Genomic DNA, 24,835 nt, shown 5'->3' on the forward strand with positions numbered 1-24,835 from the left:
TGGTACATCATTTTTTTCGAGAAAGTGAATGGTTTATTTATTCCGAGCTTATGAATCTTTATACGCCTGTAGAAGTAGTTTCCAGTATGCCCCTTCTTTCGCAAGAGAATAATCTGTTGCTGATGGGTTCTTGTTTTGCGTCCGAGATGGGGCAAAGGCTGGCGGATGCCAAGTTCCGTTGTGACGTCAATCCTTATGGTGTGCTTTATAATCCGTTTTCCATTTCTGCGGCATTGCGTGAAATCATTGCGGGCAGATGCTACAATGAAAACGATATTTTCCTCTTTCATGAACTTTGGCACAGTGCCATGCATCATGGTAGCTTTTCCTCAGTCTCTGCAGAGGAAACATTGGCAGGTATTAACGGGCGTTTGAAAAGCGCCCATGAAAGGCTGGACCGGTTGGATTGTCTGTTGCTGACTTTCGGCTCTGCCTGGGTTTATGAAAATGAAAAGACGGGAACTGTAGTTGCCAACTGTCATAAGCAACCTGAGTCCTGCTTTACCCGCCGTATGCTTTCTGTCAGTGAAATAGTATCTGACTACACCTCTTTGCTTTCCGGCTTGCTGGCGCGGATTCCCCGGTTGAAAGTATTGTTCACCGTCAGCCCCATCCGCCACGTGCGTGACGGAATGCATGCCAACCAGCTCAGTAAAGCTACCTTGCTGCTTGCCGTGAACCAGTTGCAAGCCACTTTCCCGGAACATGTTTTCTATTTTCCGGCTTATGAGTTGCTGCTCGACGAGCTTCGTGACTATCGCTTCTATGCAGAAGACATGGTGCATCCTTCCGAAACGGCCATTCGCTATGTCTGGGAACGGTTTACCCGGTCGTGTATCTCTGCCGATGCGTTACGGATTATGGAAGAAAGTGAAAATATCCGTAAGATGTTGTCACATAAGCCATTTTATCCCGCTTCAGAAGAGTATAAGCGTTTTTTAGGACAAATTGTGTTAAAAATAGACCAACTTAACAGAAAATACCCGTACTTAGATTTCCAAAAAGAGAGAGAAATATGTCGTATTCGATTGAAAGCATAACTGAAAGTATTGGCGCACGGCGTATGGGAAACGCGCCGGCTACCATAGACTGGCTGCTCACTGACAGCCGTTCCCTGAATTTTCCTGAGGAAACATTATTCTTTGCCTTGACCACCAAGAGAAATGACGGTGCGCGCTATATTGCAGATTTATATGCCCGTGGAGTACGTAATTTTGTGCTTAGCGAAGAAAGCTTTAGATTAATGGACAATGGACAATTGACAATTGACAATGCTATGCAGCGTGATGATGCGCAGTCAATTGTCAATTATCTCATTGTTCCCAACCCGCTGAAAGCCTTGCAAAAACTGGCGGAACAGCATCGGAACCGGTTCCAGATACCGGTCATCGGTATTACGGGAAGCAACGGTAAGACTGTTGTGAAGGAATGGCTGCACCAGTTGCTCAGTCCGGAACGTGCCATTATCCGTTCTCCCCGCAGTTATAACTCCCAGATTGGAGTGCCTTTGTCTGTGTGGCAGATGAACGAACAGTCCGAACTTGCTATTTTTGAAGCCGGTATTTCCGAGCCGGGGGAAATGCGTGCTTTGCAGAACATCATCAAGCCTACCATAGGTATCCTGACCAATATAGGAGGGGCTCACCAGGAAAATTTCTTCTCGTTGCAGGAGAAATGCATGGAGAAGCTGACGCTTTTCAAGAATTGTGATGTAGTGATTTATAATGGTGACGATGAGTTCGTCAGCAACTGTGTGGCGAAGTCCATGCTGTCTGCACGTGAGATTGCGTGGAGCCGGAAAGATATGGAACGTCCTCTATATATAAGTAAGGTGGAGAAACGGGATGACTGTACTGTCATTTCCTATCGCTATCTGGATATGGATAATACGTTTACTCTACCGTTCATAGATGATGCTTCCATCGAGAATTCGCTGAACTGCCTGGCCGCATGCCTCTATCTGATGCTTCCTGCCGAACAGATTACAGAACGTATGGCAAGGCTAGAACCCATCGCCATGCGGCTGGAAGTCAAGGAGGGAAAAAACAACTGTCTGTTGATTAACGACAGTTATAATTCTGACCTTGGCTCATTGGATATTGCACTCGATTTTCTTTACCGCCGTTCGCAAAGTAAGGGATTGAGGCGGACTTTGGTTCTTTCGGATATATTGGAGACCGGTCAGAACACGCCGACACTTTACCGACAAGTGGCACAGCTGGTAAACAGCCGTGGCATTGAACGCATCATAGGTGTAGGAAATGAAATATCTTCCTGCGCTGCACGCTTTAATATAGAGAAGACCTTTTATCCGGATACAGCGGCCTTGATACGTGCCATTCAGCGTGGGGAACTTCGCCTTGAAAACGAAATAATTCTGATTAAGGGTGCACGTAAGTTCGGTTTTGACTCCTTGACGGAAGTATTGGAGAAGAAGGTGCACGAAACCATTCTGGAGGTTAATCTTGGAGCGATGATTGCCAATCTGAACTATTATCGTGGCAAGCTGAAGCCGGAAACAAAGATGGTCTGCATGGTGAAAGCCTCCGCTTACGGTGCAGGTTCTTACGAGATAGCCAAGACCTTGCAGGAACATCATGTCGATTATCTTGCCGTGGCGGTTGCCGACGAAGGCTCCGAACTCCGTAAAGCGGGCATCACTGCGAACATCATTATCATGAATCCTGAGATGACTGCTTTCAAGACCATGTTTGATTACAAGCTGGAACCCGAAGTATATAGCTTCCATCTGCTGGACGCTTTGATTAAAGAAGCGGAAAAGGAAGGTATCACAAACTTCCCCATCCACATAAAGCTGGATACCGGTATGCACCGCCTGGGGTTTGCTCCGGAGGACATGCCCCGGCTGATAGAGCGGCTGAAGGGACAGAATGCCGTGATTGCCCGTTCCGTCTTCTCGCATTTGGTAGGGAGCGATTCGCAACAATTCGACAGTTTTACACGCCGGCAGATAGAAATGTTCGAGAAAGCGTCCATGGAATTGCAGGAGGCTTTTCCGCATAAGATACTTCGCCATATCTGCAATTCCGCAGGTATCGAGCGTTTCCCCGGGGCGCAATTCGATATGGTGCGCCTGGGTATCGGCCTCTATGGTGTCAATCCCATAGACAATTCCATTATGAATAATGTGAGCACGTTGAAGACTACCATCCTCCAGATACGTGATGTTCCCGAAGAGGATACGGTGGGGTATAGCCGGAAAGGGCATCTCACCCGTCCGTCGCGTATAGCGGCTCTTCCCATCGGTTACGCCGACGGCTTGAACCGCCATCTTGGAAATGGACATGCTTATTGTCTTGTAAACGGCCAACGGGCAGCCTATGTAGGGAATATCTGCATGGATGTCTGTATGATTGACGTAACGGACATCGATTGCAAGGAGGGTGACAGTGTGGAAATTTTTGGTGACCATCTGCCTATAACCGTTCTTTCCGATGTACTCGAAACTATTCCTTATGAGGTGTTGACAAGCGTTTCTACGCGGGTAAAACGTATTTATTATCAAGACTGAAGATAGGGGGCAGGGATTAGGGATTAGGGATTGCGATAAAATTAATCCTTAATCCTTAATCCCTAATCCTTAATTTTCCTATCTTTGCACTATAATTAATCAGATATAACTATGACAAACTTACTTTTATTAGGCTTTCTGCCCAGCGGTTCCGAATGGATAATTATTGCATTGGTCATCTTACTGTTGTTTGGTGGTAAGAAAATTCCCGAATTGATGCGTGGTTTGGGCAAAGGAGTGAAGAGCTTCAAGGATGGCGTGAATGAAGCCAAAGAAGAGATAAACAAGGCTCAGGAAGATTTGGATAAACCGGCTGAAAAGAAATAAAGGAACAAGGGTATTTACTATTTGACAATTTACTATTTACTATTTGATACTCTGAGAAGTTCAGGAGTATGGGTAGGCTTGTTGCCTTTTCCACAGCGCAGCCCAAATAGTAAATTGTCAAATAGTAAATCCCCACAGCGCAGCCCAAATAGTAAATAGTAAATTGTCAAATAGTAAATCCCTTTATGTCAGAAAAAGAACTAACCTTTTGGGACCACTTGGACGAGTTGCGCCGGGTGTTGTTTCGTGTACTCGGTGTGTGGTTTGTATTGGCTATCGGTTATTTTATTGCCATGCCTTATCTGTTTGACAATGTGATATTGGCTCCTTGCCATAACGACTTCATTTTCTATGACTTGCTGCGCTGGATAGGGCAGAGACTGGACTTGCAGGATGAATTCTTTACCCAGGAGTTTCATGTGAAGCTCGTCAATATCAATCTTGCCGCACCGTTCTTTGTCCACATGTCTACCGCTTTCTGGATGTCGGTGGTAACGGCTGCTCCTTATATTTTCTATGAAATCTGGCGCTTTGTAAGCCCTGCACTCTATCCAAACGAGCGTAAAGGGGTGAGGAAAGCGCTGGGTATAGGTACGGTGATGTTCTTCATCGGTGTGTTGCTGGGGTATTTTATGGTCTATCCGCTGACATTGCGTTTCCTTTCCACTTATCAATTGAGCGCAGCCATCGAGAATCAAATTTCCCTGAACTCGTACATCGACAATTTCATGATGCTGGTGCTTTGCATGGGACTGGCATTCGAACTGCCGCTGGTGACATGGCTGCTTTCCCTGCTGGGACTGGTGCACAAGACCTTTTTGCGGAAATACCGCCGTCATGCTGTTGTCATCATTGTTATTGCCTCGGCCATCATTACTCCGACCGGTGACCCGTTTACCTTGACAGTAGTGGCGGTGCCGCTTTATCTGCTCTATGAGTTGAGTATCCTGATGATAAAGGATAAAAAGACTGATGATGAAGCGGAAGAAGTGGAGACAGAGGAATGATGGATTGTGAAGTAAAGGAATATTTTAGTATATTGCTGGAAGCCTGCCACGTTGAGGAAATCTCCTTGGACGTGGCCTATCGGCAATTGCGCGAGTTGCTGGAGCGTTTGTGCCGTACACAGATGCCCGACGGCAGCTTGCAGATGACGGACCTTTCTGCACGTATCAGTTTCGTGGCTTCGAAGGCCGGACTTTCCACCGTGGAACAGAACCGTCTGCATACCTTCCGGCTGACCTCCAATGCTATTCTGAACCGCCAGGCGGAACCGCAACGTGAACAGTTGTTGCGTGATGCCAAGACACTGGCATTCTTTGTCAAGCGCTTGACGGGGGAGGAGATACCTGCCGAACTTTATCGCCTGCTACCCCGTGCGGATGCCACCTATATAGTGGCGCCGCCCGCCAAAGAACGGATAAAGCGCACGCGCGTCTGTTTTCAGTATGCCGATGATACTTATTTATATGTACTGCCCGTAGACACTGTAGCCGATGAGCCGTTGCGTGTCCGTTATAATGTACCTCAGATTAATGAAGAGTTTGCAGAAACTTGCCGGATTCTGTGGCGGCATGCCCAGGTCAATCTGCTGGATGTTACGGTGGACGAAGTCGGCATACTCACCCCTTCCTTTATTATACTTGAGCCCGATTACTTGATAGACATCAGTTCGCTTGCCGAATGCTTCAAGGATTACGGGCATCATCCTGCCAACTATATCCTGGCACGGCTCCAGTCGCCAGACAATACCCGTCCGTTACTGTTGGGTAATATTGCCAACCTCTTTCTGGACGAATGGATTCATGCCAAGGAGGCACCCGATTATTTGGCATGCATGAAGAAGGCCTTCCGTTCTTATCCCATCGAGCTGGCAGCATGTGCCGACCTGCGCGACCGGGAGAAGGAAGCCGAATTCTTTTCCGATTGCAAGCGCCATTTCGACAATATCCACCGGACGGTGACAGAAACATTCCGTGCATCCGGCTATGAGCTCGATAGGACTGATGCCGTGCTGGAACCCTCTTACATCTGTGAAGCATTGGGTTTGCAAGGGCGTCTGGACTACATGCAGCGGGATATGACCTCGTTCATTGAAATGAAGTCCGGTAAGGCGGACGAGTATTCCATCCGTGGTAAGGTGGAGCCTAAAGAAAACAATAAGGTACAGATGTTGCTCTATCAGGCTGTGTTGGAGTATTCTATGGGAATGGACCATCGACGTGTAAAGGCCTACCTGCTCTATACCCGTTATCCGTTGCTTTATCCGGCGCGTCCTTCGTGGGCAATGGTGCGCCGTGTGATGGATGTGCGTAACCGGATTGTAGCCAATGAATATGGCATCCAGTTACGGAATAGCCCACAGTATACGGCAGAGCGCTTGAAAGACATCCATCCTGATACCTTGAATGAGCGCGGTTTGGACAATACCTTGTGGAAACGCTTCCTTTGCCCCTCCATCGATGCCGTAGCGCAACGCATCCGTTCGCTTTCGTCGTTGGAACAAAGCTATTTTTATACGCTCTATAACTTTATAACCAAGGAACTCTATACCTCCAAATCTGGAGATGTGGATTATGAAGGACGTACCGGTGCTGCCGCCCTCTGGCTTTCCACACTGGCTGAGAAATGTGAGGCAGGTGAAATTCTGTACGATTTGGCTATTTGCGAGAATCATGCGGCAGATGCGCATAAACCGTATTTGTCACTCAGAACGAAGCAAATGGTTGCTTCCCGGCAGGAGCGGGTTCTGCCCAATTTCCGTCAGGGTGATGCGGTGGTTCTTTACGAACGGAATACGGATACCGACAACGTTACCAACAAGATGGTGTTTAAAGGTAATATAGAGCGCATATCCGATAACGAGGTCTGTATCCGTCTTCGTGCCACTCAGCAGAATGCGGGTGTATTGCCTGCTGCTAGCCTTTATGCCATAGAGCACGACTATATGGACACCTCCTTTCGTAGCATGTATCTGGGACTTTCCGCTTTCCTTTCTGCCACTCAAAGACGGCGTGATTTGTTGTTGGGGCAGCGCCCTCCCGAGTTCGATGCTTCTTTGGATACTGGTATTGCGACCGCTCCGGATGATTTTTCGCGGATTATTCTAAAAGCGCAGGCTGCCCGCGACTATTTCCTTTTAATCGGTCCGCCGGGTACCGGCAAGACCTCTCGCGCGCTGCGGGGCATGGTAGAAGCCTTTTACCGGGAGGGGAAACAGATTCTACTGCTTTCGTATACCAATCGTGCTGTAGATGAAATCAGTAAGGCGCTGGCTTCCATTGAGCCTGAAATAGACTTTATCCGTTTAGGCAGTGAGTTGTCTTGCGATGACTCATTCCGCCCGTATCTGATTGAGAATGTGTTGGAACCTTGTGCCACTCGGCGGCAGGTGCAGGAGCGCATTGCCCGTTGCCGTGTTTTTGTCGGTACGGTTGCCACGCTTTCTTCCAAGACCGAACTTTTCCGGTTGAAGACTTTTGATGTAGCGATTGTGGATGAGGCTACCCAAATTTTGGAACCACAACTGCTGGGGTTACTCTGTACCCGCAATCCCGCAGGCGCGGATGCCATCGGCAAATTTATTTTGATAGGTGACCATAAGCAGCTACCCGCAGTGGTCTTGCAGTCGTCCGAGCAGTCGGAAGTGTGTGACGAAGCTTTGCAGGCTATCGGATTGTATAATTTGAAAGATTCCCTTTTCGAACGCCTTTATAGGAATCTCTCCAAGGAAAGTGCCAATCGCCAGGCATCAACCTCTCATTCTTCATCTTTTATCCCTCATCCCTCCTACGACATGCTCTGCCGTCAGGGTCGTATGAATATCGAGGTAGCTTTGTTTCCTAACCGGGCTTTTTACGGTGGTCTGTTGGAACCGGTTGGTCTGCCGCACCAGCAGGGAGAGCTGATTCTTGCTCCTGAGCTGTGTGATTGTGAGTTTGCCGGCTTGCTGACTCGTCGTGTCGCTTTTCTGCCTGCCGCAGTCGAACCGCCGGCACAGTCGGCCAAGATGAACCATTCGGAGGCGCGGATTGTGGCACGGTTGGCAGCGGCTATCTATCGGCAGTATGCAGCTGTTTCCGGTTTCAACCCGGCTGTCACTTTAGGTGTCATCACTCCTTATCGCAGTCAGATAGCCTTGATTAAGAAAGAGATTGCTGCTTTGGGTATTGCTCCTTTGGAGGATATATTGGTAGACACCGTGGAACGCTTCCAAGGTAGCGAACGGGATGTTATTATCTACTCTTTCTGTGTGAACCGGGCTTATCAGTTGAAGTTTCTGGCAAATATGACGGAGGAAAACGGTACTCGGATTGACCGGAAATTGAATGTTGCCCTTACTCGTGCCCGCAGGCAGATGTTTATGACAGGAGTGCCGCAACTATTGAAACTTAATCCTATTTATGCCGAGCTCTTGTCTGTAGTTTGCCATTCGTAACCGTCTTATTTAGTAAATCTTAAATATTTTCTGCTTCTTTATAGAGTTTATTAATAACGCTGTGTGAGATAAACCATTATCTTTGCATCACGTTTTTTTCATAGAGATTTAGATTTAAGGTTAGAAGAATTGTGGAAGTCGTGAGACTTCCCTTTTTTTCATCTTAAATTGTGTTCCATTTACAGTTTTTTGTTTTTGACTGTAATTGAACGAAGAAAAGCCATTTCGTGAGAAAAGGCTTTTTTTGTGCGGAGTTTGCAAGGCATGTAATGCAGTTTGCAAACTCCGCATGATTCTGAATATCTATATAGAGACTTCTGATTAGTCCACTATAATCGGTTTGTACTTCGGAACCAGTGCCTTCATGATGCACCAGCCTATCAGGTAGGACACTGCACATACACAGAAGATGATGAAATATCCGGCAGGCTTGCCCTGGAATCCAAGAAATACCATTTGTGTCTTGTCGGCATAGTCGAACAGCAAACCGGAACTCATGTTGATAAGGAATGAGCTGATACCGCCCGCCATACCTCCGATTCCCACAATGGTGGCAATGGTGCTCTTGGGAAACATATCACCTACCACAGAATAGATGTTGGCCGACCAGGACTGATGGGCAGCGCCTGCAATACCTATGATGATAATCGGGAACCAATAGGCTTGTTCGCCAAATACTTCCTTGTTGCCCAATGGCTGTGCAAACAATGCCAATAGCGGGAACAGTGCAAAGATGAACATGGCCTGCATGCGTGCGGCGTAGGGGTTCTTACCGGTTTTGTTGATAATGATGGTGGGCAATTTCCCGCCATAGACGGACAACATCGTGATGGCATAGAGCACAAAGATAAGCATCTGTGCCGTGGGAGTATCTGAGGAGAATCCGTAAACGTCCGAAATGTATGCGGGTGCCCAGAAGAGGAAGAACCACCATACACCGTCAGTCATGAATTTGCCGAAAAATACAGCCCAGGTTTGCGGATATTTGAAACATTGCAGGAAAGAAATGCTCTTTTCATCCTTGGTTGTCGGAGTAGTCGCCTTTTTATCCTCCTCATTGTCTTTGTCTTGTTCTATATATGCCAGCTCAGCTGCGTTTACGTGTGGATTTTCATCAGGTTTCTTGTACATGAATATCCACAGTCCCATCCAGATGAAACCCAATCCGCCGATAACGATAAAAGCCATTTCCCAGCCGTTGCCCACGCCCATGCGTTGGAAGTAGCGGGCCAGGGTGGGGATACACAATGGGGCTATCAGTGCTCCGATGGTAGAGCCGGCATTGAATATGGAAGTGGAGAAGGCACGGTCTTTCTTTGGAAAATATTCGGCAGTCACCTTGATGGCGGCAGGAAAGTTTCCTACTTCACCGATGCCCAGTATGATACGGGCGGCAATGAAGTAGTAAACGCTGGTGATGGCTATGGTAGAGGCCAATGCACCGGTAGCGCTAATCATGTTGGCGGCATTTTCAATGCCGAGGGTCATTTCTGTGGCAAGTCCGCAGAGGGCGTGCATACAAGCGCCGATAGACCATACGGCAATGGCCCATAAATACCCTTTTTTCGTTCCCATCCAGTCGATGAAACGTCCGGCAAACAGATTGCCTAAGGCATAGACAATGGAAAAGATAGCTGTGATGTAGCCGTAGTGTGTATCGGTCCAGTGGAATTCGGGGGAGATGAAATCTTTCCAGGTCAATGAAAGAACCTGGCGGTCGAGGTAGTTGACGGTTGTCGCGAAGAATAGCATGGCGCAGATAATCCAACGGTAATTGGTCATCCGCCCTGCGGTGTTTTGAAATGTACTCATGATAATAGATTTATATTTTGATGCAAATGTAGGGGTTTGTGTGTTGTTCGAGGTGTAATATTGAGTAAAAAGGATGTAGAAAATGACAAAAATAGGCATGGATTATTTAAGTCCATGCCTATCGGACGTTGCAGGGCAACTTTATTTCATATCGATGTATTTGATTTCGTCTTTGTCGCTGTATTTCAGGTTTTCACCGCCCATACCCCAGATGAAAGTATAGTTGCTGGTTCCGGCAGCAGCGTGGATGGACCATTCGGGAGAAGTGATGGCTTGTTCGTTGTGCAGCCATATCAAACGTTCTTCCTGCGGTTCGCCCATCAGGTGACAGATAGCGTTGCCGGGTTTCAGGTTGAAGTAGTAGTAAGCTTCCATGCGGCGAGTGTGCGTGTGGGCAGGCATGGTATTCCATACAGAGCCGGGAGCCAGTTCCGTGAGTCCCATCTGCAACTGGTTGGTACCGCCGTCTTTCACTCTTTCCAGTACATCTTTCACAATCAGCTGGTTTACGATACGGTCGTTGCTGTCTTCCATTTTTCCATAATGGTCGGAGATGCCCAGTGCATATTTCTTGGGGTTGGCTTTCTGAAGCTTGGCATCGGTGGTAATCAGCTGAGTAACATAGGGCTTGTAGGCCGGAGCCGAGTTGATGTAGAACTTGGCGGGATTGGTAGCGTCGTTGCTCTTGAAAGTTACTTCCTTATTTCCGCAGCCTACGTAAAGGGCTTCCTTATACTTCATGGGGTATTCCTTACCGTCTACAGTAACCACTCCGTCACCGCCGGTATTGATGACACCCAGTTCGCGGCGTTCGAGGAAGTAAGTGATTTCCGGACCCAGTTCACGGAACACTTCCAACTTCAATGTCTTGTTCACCGGCATGGCGCCACCGTAAATCAATCGGTCGTAGAGGGTGTAGGTTACGTTGATTTCATCCGGAGCCATGACTTTGTCCATCATGAATCTGCTGCGTAGAAGTTCCGTGTCATAATGCTTCACGTCCTGCGGATGGCAGGCGGTCTGCACTTTGTAATTCACTTGGGCATTGGCTGCCATGGCAACTGCTCCCATCATAAATGCAAGTACTAACTTTTTCATAATTTGTTACTATTTAATTTTTAACTTTTAATTTTTGATTGATTTCTGGTATTTGATAATGGCACGACGGTTCATAATCATCAGGAACAATGTGCATAATACAAGGATACCGGAGCCTATCCATTTCAACGAGTAGGTCAGGTGGAAAATGACCCAAGCAAAGGGGCTGGATGCAAAGTCCAGTGCACCGCCTTCAAAGCCGGCGGGGATATTCACGGCAGCATCTTGTGTCTTCTCGTATACATCGTGGGCTGCTTGTGTGAAATAGGGGGCGAGGTCTGTTACGAAATAAAGACCGATGGTCAGTACAACGAGTCCGATGATGAACGTCTTTACTACATTTCCTTTCGTGATGGGCAGTACCAGCGGGAAGAGGTAGAACATTCCGGCCAGCGACGCCAGAGGCAGGAACTGGTTACCCGGCAGGATGACAGCCAGCAGTATGGTTACGGGAATCAGCAGCAGGGAAACCACCAGCGTTGCAGGATGGCCGATAACCAATGCGGGGCTCATACCGATGTTCAGGCCGACAGCACCTTTGAACTTCTTGGCAATCAGCTCGCGGGTAGCATCAGAAATAGGCTTCAAGCCTTCGATGAACAAAGCGGTGATACGCGGAATCAGCTCCATTACGGCGCCCATCTTGATACCCAAACCTAATATATAAGGTATCTTGTCTACCAGTTCCTGACCGTTCTTGCAAGACAAAGCACCGATACCGCAACCGACCAGAATACCCAGGAACAGAGGCTCACCCAGCAAACCGAATTTCTTCTTCATGCCTTCCGCATCAATGTTCAATTTGTCAAAACCGGGGATTTTGTCCAATGCTTTATTGATGACTACGGCAAATGGAACGAAACCTGCGCAGAAAGGCTGGGGAATGGAGATACCCTCCATCTTGTCGTAGAATCCCTGGAATTTGTCGGCGGTATAGTCGGCCATAATCAGGGTAATGATGTAGCAGATAATAGCGGCGAAGAAACCCCACCAGATATTGTCGCTGGCAAAATAAACGACTGCGCCGATAAATGCGAAATGCCAGTAGTTCCAAAGGTCGATATTGACCGTACGGGTCGTTTTCGTTAATAACATCAGAAGATTTACTCCCAAACATACCGGAATGATGAATGCACCCACCGATGTGTTATAGGCTACAGCCGCAGCTGCAGGCCATCCCATATCGAATACTTTCAACTGAAGACCGTAAATTTCAACGACTTGGCTCAGAGCAGGACCGAGGCTGCTGGTCAACAGCGCAGTGACAACTGACAGACCTACGAAACCGACACCTACCAGCAGACCACTCTTTAGCGCCTTACTGAATTTGATGCCGATGCATACTCCCAAAATTGTAAAGATTATAGGCATCATCACTGCTGCTCCTAAGCCGATGATATAGCCGAAAACTTGTTCCATTCTCTTGTGATTTAATTAGGTAATTGAGTTTGTTTTTGCAATAGTATGAATTAAAAACCGGGTCAAAAATAAGACCTTTTCTCAATTAATCAAACTCGAAAAGCATAATTATTTAGTAAATGGGACAATTTTGGACGAAATTGGTCGTTATCGTGCACAAAATTGCTCGTTTTCGTACACGAAAACCAAATAATACACTCTCTGCATTGAAAAGTATACATAGGAAAAACAACAATTTTGGGTGGAGTGAACTTTAATCCAGTTTACTGTGTTATTATAAGACATTGAAACAAACCGGACTATAATGATATATTTGATTTTTTTATTGGCAATAGGACTATTGGTCGGATGGAGCTTATGGAAAGCTCCATCCGATATTGATTTATGGGGAAAAGATTTAGAGGATTGATAGTTATATTGGTTATATTCTGAAAATTTAACTATATTAGCGCCCGAAAAGCATAAATATGGCGCTAAATCTGATAAAAAAGGATAAATCCCACTCTGTTGTAAGCATTAAGCTGGATGAGCAAGAGTTTCATAATATTTTTAAGGAATATTATGCGGCGCTTTGTTCTTTCGCGTTCCAATACATGGAGGATGCGGATATGTCAGCAGATATAGTACAAGACGTATTTGCCAAGTTGTGGCAGATAAGAGACGATTTCTTTTATCTTCATCAGGTGAAAGCTTTTCTTTATACGGCCGTACGTAACCATGCCTTGAACGAACTTGAGCATTCGAAGGTAGCTCATGAATACGAGCAAAAGATTATAGCCAAAAAAGCAGATGCTTTTTTTCGTGATGCGATTGTGGAAGAAGAGACTTTCCGGATTCTGTCAGAAGCTATAGAGAAACTTCCTACCCAAATGAGAGCCATCATGCAGTTGGCTTTGGAAGGCAAAAAGAATGCAGAAATAGCAGAGCGTCTCAATGTCTCTCCCGAAACGGTACATACTCTTAAAAAAGTGGCTTATAAAAAGCTTCGTGCATTCCTTACCGATTATTATTATTGCCTTCTGTTATTTATCTAAAAGCACATTTTTTTCTATTTTTTCAAAAAAAAGTCTTTATCGATTCACCATGTTTTCATTTTGGCTTGTATTATCATTAAAGATAGACTAAAACATGCCAAATTATGATAAAAGAGTACTTTCATATAGCTCATCTTATTTCCAGGCACCTATCCGGTGAAGTAACACCGGAAGAAAGCCGTTTTTTGGATAAATGGCGCAAAGAGAGCAAAAGCCATGAGCAGCTTTTCCAAAAGATTTGTAGTGATGAACATTATGTACAGCACGAAATTCGTAAAATGGAGTTTGATTCGCAGGCTGGATGGAAAGGTGTCGAAACACGTATCAAGAGGATGGAGCTCAGAAGGAGACATTTGAAACTGTTACGGTACGTTGCTCTTTTTATTGCACCAGTGCTGATATTGGTTTTTGCACTTCAGGATATTTCTGTACCCCATGTCATGGATGGCAATCAATTATTGGCTGCCCAGCAAATACTGCCGGGTGGAGCCAAAGCTATTCTTACATTGGATAATGGGGAAACGGTTTATCTGGATGAGAATGCCGATGGGCGGCAGTTGCAGTTGGCTGGTAAACAAATACAGATAGATTCAACGACCTTGAACTACAGCGCTGCAGACGGGCAGGTTGTGCAGTCAGCTTTGGTATATAATAAAGTTGAAGTGCCTCAAGGCGGTGAGTATACACTTGTTCTGAATGATGGTACAAAAGTACATCTGAATTCAATGAGCAGTCTACGTTTTCCGCTTACTTTCGAAGCTGGGAAGCGGGAAGTGGAATTGGCGGGAGAAGCTTATTTTGAAGTAAATAAGACCGGTCATCCCTTCACTGTATCGACTCAAGGTATGCAGATTGAGGTGTTGGGAACAACTTTCAATATTTCGGCCTATCCGGGTGAAGAATATCAGGCGACTCTTGTCAGTGGTTCTGTTAAGGTGGACACCGGGGAGGGACAGAGTCTTGTCTTAAAACCTTCACAGCAGGCATCATTAATTCCCGGGAGCGGGAATATACAAGTGCGTACAGTAGATACTGCCTTCTATACATCATGGGTGAAGGGAAAAATCAATTTTAAAGATCAACGGCTGGAAGATATTATGAGAATCCTTTCAAGGTGGTATAATATTGAAGTGGACTATTCAGACGAAGCGTTAAAGAACCTGCGTTTCGGTTGCTATGTGAACCGTTATGAGGAAATAGCTCCTTTCCTTGAGCTACTGGAAGCGACGGAAAACATACATGTCAAAATCAACGGTAAAACTATTATATTCTATAAATAACCATTTAATAATTTAATTATGACTAAGGAACAGAGCTACACCAGGTTTTGGGAAGGTAGTAAACGTATGTGGATTACATTCCTGTTTTTCAGTTTTATTATGATTGGCTTTGTGCAGGCTGCCAATACGGCGTTTGCCCAGACAACAGTTACTGTAAATGTGCAGGACGCCACTTTAAGTGACGTGTTATGGGAAATTCAACGCCAGACGGATTTTACTTTCATTTATAGTACAAATGACGTAAAGAATGTCAAGGTACGTAATTTGAGGGTCACGAATGGAAAAATCGCAGCAGTGCTGGATGAATGTCTTAAGAATAGCGGATTGGCTTATGTCGTAAAAGACGGGGCCATTGCTATCCGTCCAGCCAATGAAGTGAATGCTGTGAAGGCAGTAGAACAAGCTAATGTTATTTCCGGAACAGTGGTGGATGAGACCGGTGAGCCCGTCATTGGAGCCAATGTTTTGGTCAAAGGTACTACAAACGGTCAGATTACCGATTTGAATGGAGGTTTCTCTATCAAGGTGGAGCATGCATCGGCTACCTTGCTTGTCTCTTATGTCGGCTATGTTCGTCAGGAAGTGAAAGCTACTTCGGGTAAGATATTGAAGATTGTATTGGTGCCGGATGCAAATATGATGGAAGAGGTGGTTGTAACTGGTTACGGTACATTCAAGAAATCTGCTTATGCGGGTTCGGCTGCCAGTGTGAAGAATGAAAAGATTGCCGATGTGCCTTCCGTTTCTTTCCAGGATTTGTTGCAGGGAAATGCTACGGGTGTACAGTTTACTTCTGCTTCCGGCCAGCCGGGTTCTTCAGCTTCTTTGAGTATTCGTGGTATGGGCTCTTTCAATGCCTCCAACTCTCCGCTGTATGTTATTGATGGAGTGCCCGTTACTTCCGGTTCGATAAACTCCATCAGTTCGGATGGTGGTCTGGATGCCATGTCAACCGTCAACACTTCGGATATTGAGAATATTACGATTATCAAGGATGCCGCTGCTGCATCACTCTACGGTTCGCGCGCTGCGAATGGTGTGGTTCTGATTACGACGAAGAAAGGTAAAACCGGTAAGGCTTCTATCAGTTTGAAAGCCGATTGGGGATTCAGTGACTTTGCTATGGATTATCGTCCTACTTTAAGCGGAGCAGAACGTCGCGAATACATATACAATGGTATGGTGCTTGGACAACAGCGCAGCGGCAAATCGGATGCGGATGCCATAGCTTATGCTGATAAGAATATCGACAAATATGCTCCGGTTCCCTGGTGCGGCTATACGGATTGGGGAGATTATCTGTTCAAGAAAGGAAGCCATTCCAGTTATGAGGCTTCCATATCCGGAGGAACCGACAAATTCAAATACTATTCTTCATTGTCCTATCTCAACCAAGAAGGTATTGTAAAAACATCGGGGCTGGAAAGAATTACCGGACGTTTGAATGTTGATTTTCAGGCTACGGATAAATTGAAATTCGGTGCCAACATCATGTTTACCAATCTGAATCAGGATGTATATAGTGAAGGAACCGGTTATACTGCTCCTTTCTACTCCAGCGTAAGCAAATTGACGCCTTCAGATCCGGTTTACAATGAAGATGGAAGCTATAACCAGGACTTGATTTCGTTGTCAAGAAGAAATCCCGTTCTTGCCCAGGAGTACAATTACCAGCGTGAGTATGTTACCCGTATGTTCAATACGATTAATGCCGAATATGAATTTATCAAGGACTTGAAGTTAAAGTCTATTTTGAGCTATGACTATAACATCAGTAAGGGTAAAGAATGGAAAGACTCCCGTACCTCCGACGGTGAGAAGAATAATGGTGGAGCCGAAAAGGCATATAGTGAATATAACAAGTTGGTATGGTCAAACCAGTTGACTTACAAGACTACTATCCAAAAGGACCACAATTTAGATGCCCTTGTCGGATATGAAATCGATTCCAAGTACAATGATTTCTTGTCGGGATATGCTACTAACTTCCTGACTCCGATAAAGAATGACATTGCCAACGGGCAGACTTTGGAGAGCATAGATGGTTCTTCCAAGAGGTCAAGAATGGTTTCTTACATCACCCGTCTCAACTATGACTACAAGAACAAGTATTATCTGGGTGGGAGCTATCGTATGGATGGCAGTTCACGCTTGCACAGAGATAATCGCTGGGGAAGTTTCTGGTCTGTTTCAGGAGCATGGCGTATTATCGAAGAGGATTTCATGAAACCCACGTCCAAATGGCTGACCGATTTGAAACTCCGTGCATCCTACGGTGTGAATGGTACGTTGCCCTCCGACTTATACGGCTATATGGGCTTGACGAGCCTTAGTGGCGGCTATATGGAGAATCCCGCATTGATTCAGTCGCAGATTGAAAATAGGGATTTGGAATGGGAAACGAATTACAACTTGAATATCGGTCTGGACTTCGGCTTCTTCAGCCGTTTGAACTTCACTTTGGAGTACTATACCCGTACCACTAAGAACCTTTTGATGGACTGTCCCGTATCTATGACTACCGGTTTCAGTTCCTATCTGATGAATATCGGTGAGGTGAAGAACCAGGGTGTGGAATTGGAAATCAATTCCAAGAACATTGTGTCCAAAGACTTTGACTGGTCTACCTCTTTCACCCTTTCGCACAACAAGAATAAGATTGTGAAACTGGACGGCGAACAGACCCAGATTATCAGCGGCTCGCAGATTCACATGATTGGCAAGTCCTACCGTACATTCTACATGATAGAATTTGCCGGAATCAACCCCGAGACCGGTGCACCTCAGTTCTATACCAACGACGTGGACGAGAATGGAAACTATATCAAGGAAATCACAGAGAATAACAAGGATGCCAAAGCCATTCCTCTGAAGAAACATGCCGAGCCCAATGTGACCGGTGGTCTCTCTAATACTTTGCGTTACAAGTGGTTCGATTTGAGCTTCATGTTCTCTTATCAGTTCGGTGCTTATGGATATGATAACTGGGCACAGAAAACAGAACATGGCGGCAAGGACTTTACTCTTAATATTCCGGCCTATTATCGTGACAATTGGAAGCAACCGGGAGATATCAGTAAATATGAAGTGTTTATAGAGAAGCCGGCGGTAGCCATGAATGGCGTTACCACTACCCGCCGCTTGCACAGCACGGACTTTATCCGTTTGAAAACGTTGACTTTCGGTGTGACCGTTCCTAAAACATGGACCCGGAAAATCGGCGTAAACAGCCTGCGCCTTTACGCATCTGCCAACAACTTGTGGACTTGGGCGGCTTACGATTTCTATGATCCGGAATCAGTCAGTGCAGGTACAGCCGGCTGGGGAACACCTCCTTTGAAAACAGTAACTTTCGGTCTTAATTTGAATTTCTAACCTCATAATAAAGAAACACAATGAAAGCATTAAAATATATGATGATGGGGATGTTGGTCAGCCTGACCGCCTCCTGTGGCAATGACTGGCTTGATGTTGAATCCAGTACAAAGATTCCGACTGAAACCGCCATACAGAATTTGGATGATGTGGAATATAGCTTGAACGGTATCTACGACGTGATGCGCAGTACCAACTATTACTCGGGCCGTATGATTTATTACGGAGACGTGACGGGTGACGATGCGCAGTCCATAAAGACCGGAAAGCGTACCACCAGCTACTATATGCTGGACTATACAAAGGATTCCGGTCCGTCTTCCCACTGGTCTTATGCCTATAAGATTATCCAGAATTGTAATATCATTTTGTCTCAAATAGACGGATTGGATGTCAGTGAGGATGATACGGAATACTTCAACGACCTGAAAGGCCAGACCTTGGCTCTCCGTGGATTTGCCTTGTTCGACCTGACCCGTTTCTTCGGCTATCCGTATGCCAAGGATGGAGGAACTTCTTTGGGAGTGCCTATTGTGACCGAAGTATCCAATACGGAAAACAAGCCGTCGCGCAATACCGTTGCCCAGTGTTATGAGGCAATCATCAAGGATTTGAAGGAAGGTGCTGACCTGCTGGATGAAGAATTCAACAAGGGTAAGATTAATAAGTGGGCGGCAATGCTGTTGCTGAGTAGAGCCTATTTGTATATGGAAGATAATCAGAATGCCTTGATTACGGCTGAAGCTGCCATTGCGGGAGCGGAAAAGAATAAGTACCGTTTGTGGACCAATGATGAGTATGGCACGATATGGGGAACTGATTTTGCCTCTTCCGATCCGGGAGAAGTCTTGTTTGAGTTGGTGAATCTGACAGTGGACGGCGTTGGCAAAGAAAGTGTGGCTTACCTTTGCTGGCAGGCGGGTTATGATGATTATTGCCTGACCAGTTCTTTCTATGAACTGATGCAGGAAGATCCGGATGATGTCAGAAATCAGGCATATACGGTTGTTCCTAAGACAAAGAGAGCTTACATAGCCAAGTATCAGCCGCAGAGCGGCAAGGCTGTGGAAGATTCCAATATTCCGGTACTTCGTCTGTCCGAACTTTATCTGATTGCTGCCGAAGCGGCTGTAAAGCTCAATAACAATGACAAGGCTGTAAAGTATCTAGATGCTATTGTCAGCCGTGCCAATCCGGAAAAGACCGTGCAGGGTAAGACGGTGACGTTGGATGATGTTCTGTTGGAACGCCGTAAAGAGTTGTTCGGTGAAGGACACCGTTTCTTCGACGCCCTTCGTAATCATCAGACTATCGTGCGCAAGGAGTCGACCAAGGAATTCCCGGAAATAGCCGAGACTTCACATCTGAAGATGGTGGATGAGAGCGTATCTTTTGATTGGAACTATTATCGTGTAGTATTGCCCATTCCTAAGGCAGAGATGAATTCCAATCCGAATATGCAGCAGAATCCGACTTATGGTGATTAATTCCAAAAAAGCGAGAATATGAAGTATCAGACTACTATTGTAAAGTCTTTTTTTACTGTATTTATTCTAACCTTCATCAGTTCCGGCCTAAGTGCCGGAACTCTTGGTTTAGACGGTAAGAAGAAGGATAAGGAGAAGAAGGAGGAATTGTCGGCAGACGGACCTTATGTGATTTATGAACCGGACGGCAAGGTGCGCGTCATAAGCGTTACAGCCCAAGGGCAGATAGAAGATACGACTTATACGGTGCTTCCTCAGGATTTCACCCTTCATGTCACGGACCACAAAGGGCGTTATCCGTTTGATGTGAAGCTGCATCCGGTCAAACGTCCGGAATGGCAATACAGACAACCGGATAAAGTGTTTGTGATGTCTGACCCCCATGGCAAGTTGAATTGCGTGATGAGCTTGCTGCGAGGCAACAATGTCATTGATAAAGACTACCATTGGAGTTTTGGAACCAACCATCTGGTGGTTATCGGTGATATATTTGACCGTGGCAAAGATGTGCCGCAGATATTTTGGCTGTTCTATAAATTGGAGAAGGAGGCGGCGGATGCAGGTGGTCATGTCTCGTTTCTGTTGGGTAACCATGAACCGCTTGTGACGGCAAATGATTTGCGTTATACCAAAGAAAAGTACAAGACATTGGCCCGAAAACTGGGTATGGATTATCCGGCATTGTTCGGTCCGGACACAGAACTTGGCAAATGGCTTGGTACCCGTAATACGATGCAGACCATCGGACCTAATCTGTATGTGCATGCAGGTTTGGGAAAGGAGTTTTATGACCGTGACTTGAATATTCCCACAGTGAATGAGGAAATGAGCCGTGCATTGTTCATGAGCAAGAAGGAACGTAAGGCTCTATCGCCTCTCACGGCTTTCCTATATGGTAATAGCGGCCCTATCTGGTATCGTGGATTGGTACGGACAGATGCAAAATACCATCCATTGGCACAAGACTCCCTGCAACTGATGTTGAAACGTTATGACGTCGAACATATCATTGTGGGGCATACCATCTTTAAGGACATTTCCACTTTCTATGATGGACGGGTGATTGGAGTGAATGTGGATAACGAGGAAAACCGAAAGAAGAAACGTGGGCGCGCTTTACTGATTGACGGGAATACCTATCTTGTGGTGGGAGATAAAGGAACGATGCGGAAATTGTTCTGAGGCTGTTTTCTTTCTGATTATTTTTTAGGCGTGGAAGTACGTGGATTTCACGGAGAGACAAAGAAAAACTCCGCGTTTTTCGCGTAATCCGCGCCTAAAAAATATCATAATGTAAATATGCGCTCTCGGATAGCCGGGGGAGGGAGTGCCCTCTCAAAGATCGGCGATAACGGCAATGTCCGTAGCATTGTCTACGATATGTGCCGGATGAAACTCTTCCAGTTCTGTGCGGGGACGGAATCCCCAGGTGACTCCGCAGGCAGTGACTCCGGCATTGGCGGCCGTCTGCATATCCACTCCGGAGTCTCCCACATATAGCACGTCTTCACGGGATATCCGGGTGATGTCCAGAATGTCATGCACCACTGTCGGGTCGGGCTTCACGTTGACCCCTTCCCGTTGTCCGAAGACAGCGGTAAAACGTATGTGGGGGAAATAGTGTGAAATCAGTTTCACGGTAGCCGATTGATATTTGTTGGAAGCCACTGCCAATATCATCCCTTTCTCCTGCAACTGTTCCAGCAGTTCGGGGATGCCGGGGTAAGGGCGGCTTTTATCAGCATTGTGCACGTCATAATAAGGCACAAACTCCTTGCGGACGCGCAGGACGTTTTCTTCGCTCTTTTCCCCTTTCGGGAGGGCGCGCTCGAACAGTTTGTTGATTCCGTTGCCAACCATGAAGTTATAGTCCGATTCCGGGTGAGTGGGATAGCCGAGCGCTTGCAGGGCATGGTTTGTACTTTGTGCCAAATCGGCTATTGTATTCAATAAAGTTCCGTCCAGGTCAAATATAATCAACTTCTTCATTGCTTTCTCTATTTTTTAGTTTGCTGCAAATATAAGGCTTTTTGCGCTCATGTTCAAATGCTGTCTCGGGTTTCATCAGGTATTTGCAGAATAGGAAGCCCTGGGCTGATAATCAGTGCATTATTACTGCATTCCTGCTGCATGCGTTTTGCAGTAGTACTGCAGATGGAGTGCAGCGTTACTGCAAATATGTTTGCAGTGATACTGCAACTGCTTTGCAGCGTGACTGCAACTGTATTGCAGTGGCACTGCACAAGCGTTGCAGTAGTTTTGCAGTGGGTGATCGGTGTATTTTTTGCCGTTCTTCCCTTTTCTTTGCACACTTTCGGGCTTTTTATGCAAAAACTTCCTATCTTTGCAGCCGAATTTTACTAAAAATAGGTATGAGTTACAATTTGTTGAAAGGAAAAAGAGGCATTATTTTCGGTGCTCTGAATGAGCAGTCCATTGCCTGGAAAGTAGCAGAAAAAGCAGTAGAAGAAGGTGCAGCCATCACTTTGTCGAATACGCCGGTTGCCGTCCGTATGGGCGAAGTGTCCGCTCTTTCGGAGAAACTGAACTGCGAGGTGATTCCCGCAGATGCTACAAGTGTAGAAGATTTGGAAAATGTATTCAAACGCTCTATGGAAGTATTGGGTGGCCCGGTCGACTTTGTGCTGCACTCCATTGGCATGTCTCCCAATGTGCGTAAGAAACGTACATATGATGATTTGGATTACGATATGTTGGAAAAGACGCTGGATATTTCCGCTGTCTCTTTCCACAAGATGATACAAGCTGCCAAGAAGCTCAACGCCATTGCCGACTACGGTTCAATCCTGGCTCTGAGTTATGTGGCTGCGCAACGTACGTTCTACGGTTACAACGATATGGCAGATGCCAAGGCACTGCTGGAATCCATCGCCCGCAGTTTCGGTTACATCTACGGACGCGAACACCATGTACGTGTCAACACCATTTCCCAGTCTCCCACGATGACCACTGCCGGTTCCGGTGTGAAGGGTATGGACAAGTTGTTCGACTTTGCCAACCGCATGTCTCCACTCGGCAATGCTTCTGCCGATGAGTGTGCCGATTACTGTATCGTCATGTTCTCCGACCTCACCCGCAAGGTCACCATGCAGAACTTGTTCCACGATGGAGGTTTCTCCAGCGTAGGTATGAGTCTTCGCGCCATGGCTACTTACGAGAAGGGACTGGATGAGTATAAGGACGAAAACGGAAATATCATCTACGGCTAATGGAACTCGCACTTTATCTTTTGCCGGTCACCTTGGGCGATACGCCCATTGAAACGGTGTTGCCTCCTTATAACAAGGAGATAATACTGGGAATCCGCCATTTCATCGTGGAGGATGTGCGTTCGGCACGCCGGTTTCTGAAGAAGGTGGACAAGGGAATAGATATTGATGCGCTGACATTCTATACGTTGAACAAGCATACGTCGCCCGAAGACATCTCCGGCTATCTGAAGCCGCTGGTGGAGGGGCAGCCGATGGGCGTAATCTCCGAAGCCGGTTGTCCGGCTGTGGCCGACCCGGGAGCGGACGTAGTGGCTATTGCACAACGGAAAAACTTAAGAGTGGTCCCCTTGGTGGGACCCTCTTCCATTATCCTCTCTGTCATGGGTTCCGGCTTCAACGGACAGAGCTTTGCCTTCCACGGTTATCTTCCCATAGAACCGGCAGAGCGTGCCAAAAAGCTGAAAATGCTGGAACAACGCGTCTACAATGAACACCAGACCCAACTTTTCATTGAAACGCCTTACCGCAATAATAAGATGATAGAGGATATTCTTCATAACTGCCGTCCGCAGACCAAGCTCTGCATTGCGGCGAACATTACTTGTGAAGGGGAGTATATCAAAACCAAGACAGTGAGGGAGTGGCAGGGCAAGACCCCCGACCTTTCTAAGATTCCTTGTATTTTTCTCTTGTATAAATAATAGCTTCCAGGTGCTCGAATTCATATTCCAGGCAACTGCTGAAGAAGTTCCGTCCCAGGTTGTGTTCCATTTGCTGGAACGTCCATAGTTTTCCGCCCTTGAAATTCTTATTGCATAAGATGGAGTCATCGTCCAGGTCTAGCGTGAAGAGATAGACCAGGCGGTTGGTGGCTTCATTCTCAAAATGATACATGAAGTTGAAGTGCAGATGGTCTAATGGGGCGGTGGGAAGCGTTTGCCGTAAAATTCTGTGTGCACCTTGTTCCAATGTTTCTCCATATATCAGGTAACCCTCCATCAGCAAGTCGATTTTGTCTTTCTCGAAAACGTTGCATTTGGGGCGGGGGAGGAGAAACAGCATGCCGTGTGAGGCAACGGCAATCCGGATGACCGGATTGATATAGTCGTTTTTCCGGTTGATGGCTTCTGAGGCGATGGCTTTCCCCATGACATCTCCTTTGGTGTTGACTATCGGTACGAAAACCGTGTGGTTCATCACTATATTGAAATAGAAGATACCGAACTGGTTGAACAGAATGCCTGAAATGAAGACGAGGGGGGGAGCTACATGGAATAGAATATAGCGTGTGGTGCTTCCCAAAGGATGGCTGATTAAAATAGCAAGGAAGATAATCAGAAAATGCAGCAGGCTTATGATAAGGATCACGCGTGCGGATACGATGGCGGCTTCTGCCCCTTGTGCAAAAAGCTGCTTACAGCATTTCTGTGTCTGGGACATGTGGTAGTCCAGAAATCTTCTCCTATTGAGGTAGATGATGAACGGGGGGATGATGGCGCTGATTTCCAGCGTGAACGGAAGCATGAAACGGGGACAATAGTTTACGAGGAATAGGGTTGTTACCGATAATAGCAGTAACATTCCGGTAGTACAGTAAAGTATGATTTGCGGAACATGCGTTCCTCTATGCCTCACCGAATAGATGCTAAACAAGAGTCCTACACCTGCACCGATGTAGATGGACATGTCCTGCGTTATAAACTCGCATAATATGATGGATATTATAACGGGGATGAATCCCAGCGACATATTGAATCTTGATGATAGAATTCTTTGATGGCTCATTATCCGTATTATGAT

17 protein-coding genes are annotated in these 24,835 nt (G+C 46.3%); 12 read left to right on the forward strand and 5 right to left on the reverse strand.

What is annotated here, in order from left to right; all coding sequences use genetic code 11:
• Positions 1–50: 50 nt before the first annotated feature.
• From CSD97_RS10565 to CSD97_RS10585, 5 genes are all read left to right on the forward strand, one after another.
• Complete coding sequence (locus tag CSD97_RS10565) at positions 51–1,040, forward strand: GSCFA domain-containing protein (protein ID WP_005835225.1); 990 nt, start codon at positions 51–53, stop codon at positions 1,038–1,040.
• The gene (locus tag CSD97_RS10570) at positions 1,016–3,532 is read left to right on the forward strand and encodes a bifunctional UDP-N-acetylmuramoyl-tripeptide:D-alanyl-D-alanine ligase/alanine racemase (protein WP_005835226.1); all 2,517 of its coding nucleotides are present in this window, start codon (positions 1,016–1,018) and stop codon (positions 3,530–3,532) included. The genes CSD97_RS10565 and CSD97_RS10570 overlap by 25 nt, the downstream gene beginning before the upstream one ends.
• A gap of 111 nt (positions 3,533–3,643) precedes the next feature.
• Positions 3,644–3,859 (forward strand): twin-arginine translocase TatA/TatE family subunit, encoded by a 216-nt coding sequence (gene tatA, locus CSD97_RS10575; RefSeq protein WP_005823939.1) that lies wholly within the window; start codon positions 3,644–3,646, stop codon positions 3,857–3,859.
• Positions 3,860–4,044: 185 nt separating this feature from the next.
• The gene (tatC, locus tag CSD97_RS10580; RefSeq protein ID WP_005835227.1) at positions 4,045–4,866 is read left to right on the forward strand and encodes a twin-arginine translocase subunit TatC; all 822 of its coding nucleotides are present in this window, start codon (positions 4,045–4,047) and stop codon (positions 4,864–4,866) included.
• A complete protein-coding gene (locus CSD97_RS10585; protein WP_173675110.1) occupies positions 4,866–8,297 on the forward strand; it encodes an AAA domain-containing protein in 3,432 nt (1,143 codons plus the stop codon). The genes tatC and CSD97_RS10585 overlap by 1 nt, the downstream gene beginning before the upstream one ends.
• A 321-nt stretch (positions 8,298–8,618) precedes the next feature.
• Here the strand turns inward: CSD97_RS10585 and CSD97_RS10590 are convergent, their stop codons facing one another.
• The 3 genes from CSD97_RS10590 to CSD97_RS10600 form a co-directional block, all read right to left on the reverse strand.
• Positions 8,619–10,109, reverse strand: a complete 1,491-nt coding sequence (locus CSD97_RS10590; RefSeq protein ID WP_098032371.1) for an MFS transporter — start codon at positions 10,107–10,109, stop codon at positions 8,619–8,621.
• 141 nt (positions 10,110–10,250) lie between these two features.
• Entirely contained in the window at positions 10,251–11,207 is a 957-nt protein-coding gene (gene kduI, locus CSD97_RS10595) for a 5-dehydro-4-deoxy-D-glucuronate isomerase (RefSeq protein ID WP_005835232.1), read from the reverse strand.
• A 27-nt stretch (positions 11,208–11,234) separates the two neighbouring features.
• Complete coding sequence (locus CSD97_RS10600) at positions 11,235–12,626, reverse strand: PTS sugar transporter subunit IIC (protein ID WP_005823931.1); 1,392 nt, start codon at positions 12,624–12,626, stop codon at positions 11,235–11,237.
• Between the two features lie 467 nt (positions 12,627–13,093).
• On the opposite strand from CSD97_RS10600, the gene CSD97_RS10605 reads away from it, so the two are divergent.
• The 5 genes from CSD97_RS10605 to CSD97_RS10625 all read left to right on the forward strand — a co-directional run bounded on the left by CSD97_RS10605 (position 13,094) and on the right by CSD97_RS10625 (position 20,984).
• On the forward strand, positions 13,094–13,660 hold the full coding sequence (locus CSD97_RS10605) for an RNA polymerase sigma-70 factor (RefSeq protein ID WP_005823929.1): 567 nt from the start codon (positions 13,094–13,096) through the stop codon (positions 13,658–13,660).
• 104 nt (positions 13,661–13,764) lie between these two features.
• A complete protein-coding gene (locus CSD97_RS10610; protein WP_022402340.1) occupies positions 13,765–14,940 on the forward strand; it encodes a FecR family protein in 1,176 nt (391 codons plus the stop codon).
• An 18-nt stretch (positions 14,941–14,958) separates the two neighbouring features.
• Entirely contained in the window at positions 14,959–18,315 is a 3,357-nt protein-coding gene (locus CSD97_RS10615) for a TonB-dependent receptor (RefSeq protein ID WP_057088548.1), read from the forward strand.
• A 20-nt stretch (positions 18,316–18,335) separates the two neighbouring features.
• On the forward strand, positions 18,336–19,802 hold the full coding sequence (locus tag CSD97_RS10620; RefSeq protein WP_098032372.1) for a RagB/SusD family nutrient uptake outer membrane protein: 1,467 nt from the start codon (positions 18,336–18,338) through the stop codon (positions 19,800–19,802).
• 18 nt (positions 19,803–19,820) lie between these two features.
• On the forward strand, positions 19,821–20,984 hold the full coding sequence (locus tag CSD97_RS10625; RefSeq protein ID WP_016274111.1) for a metallophosphoesterase: 1,164 nt from the start codon (positions 19,821–19,823) through the stop codon (positions 20,982–20,984).
• A 153-nt stretch (positions 20,985–21,137) separates the two neighbouring features.
• Here the strand turns inward: CSD97_RS10625 and CSD97_RS10630 are convergent, their stop codons facing one another.
• Positions 21,138–21,791 (reverse strand): HAD family hydrolase, encoded by a 654-nt coding sequence (locus CSD97_RS10630; RefSeq protein WP_057097230.1) that lies wholly within the window; start codon positions 21,789–21,791, stop codon positions 21,138–21,140.
• A gap of 383 nt (positions 21,792–22,174) precedes the next feature.
• Here CSD97_RS10630 and CSD97_RS10640 point away from each other — a divergent pair, with 383 nt between their 5' ends.
• Both CSD97_RS10640 and CSD97_RS10645 read left to right on the forward strand, forming a co-directional pair.
• Entirely contained in the window at positions 22,175–23,032 is an 858-nt protein-coding gene (locus tag CSD97_RS10640; RefSeq protein WP_005835244.1) for an enoyl-ACP reductase, read from the forward strand.
• Positions 23,032–23,736 (forward strand): SAM-dependent methyltransferase, encoded by a 705-nt coding sequence (locus CSD97_RS10645; RefSeq protein WP_005835246.1) that lies wholly within the window; start codon positions 23,032–23,034, stop codon positions 23,734–23,736. The genes CSD97_RS10640 and CSD97_RS10645 overlap by 1 nt, the downstream gene beginning before the upstream one ends.
• Here the strand turns inward: CSD97_RS10645 and CSD97_RS10650 are convergent.
• Positions 23,702–24,820, reverse strand: coding sequence for a hypothetical protein (locus CSD97_RS10650; RefSeq protein WP_098032373.1), 1,119 nt, complete (start codon positions 24,818–24,820; stop codon positions 23,702–23,704). The two genes, CSD97_RS10645 and CSD97_RS10650, sit on opposite strands and share 35 nt — an antisense overlap.
• Between the last annotated feature and the right edge of the window lie 15 nt (positions 24,821–24,835).

The organism is Bacteroides sp. AR29, from assembly GCF_900217715.1.
GTDB lineage: Bacteria > Bacteroidota > Bacteroidia > Bacteroidales > Bacteroidaceae > Bacteroides > Bacteroides uniformis.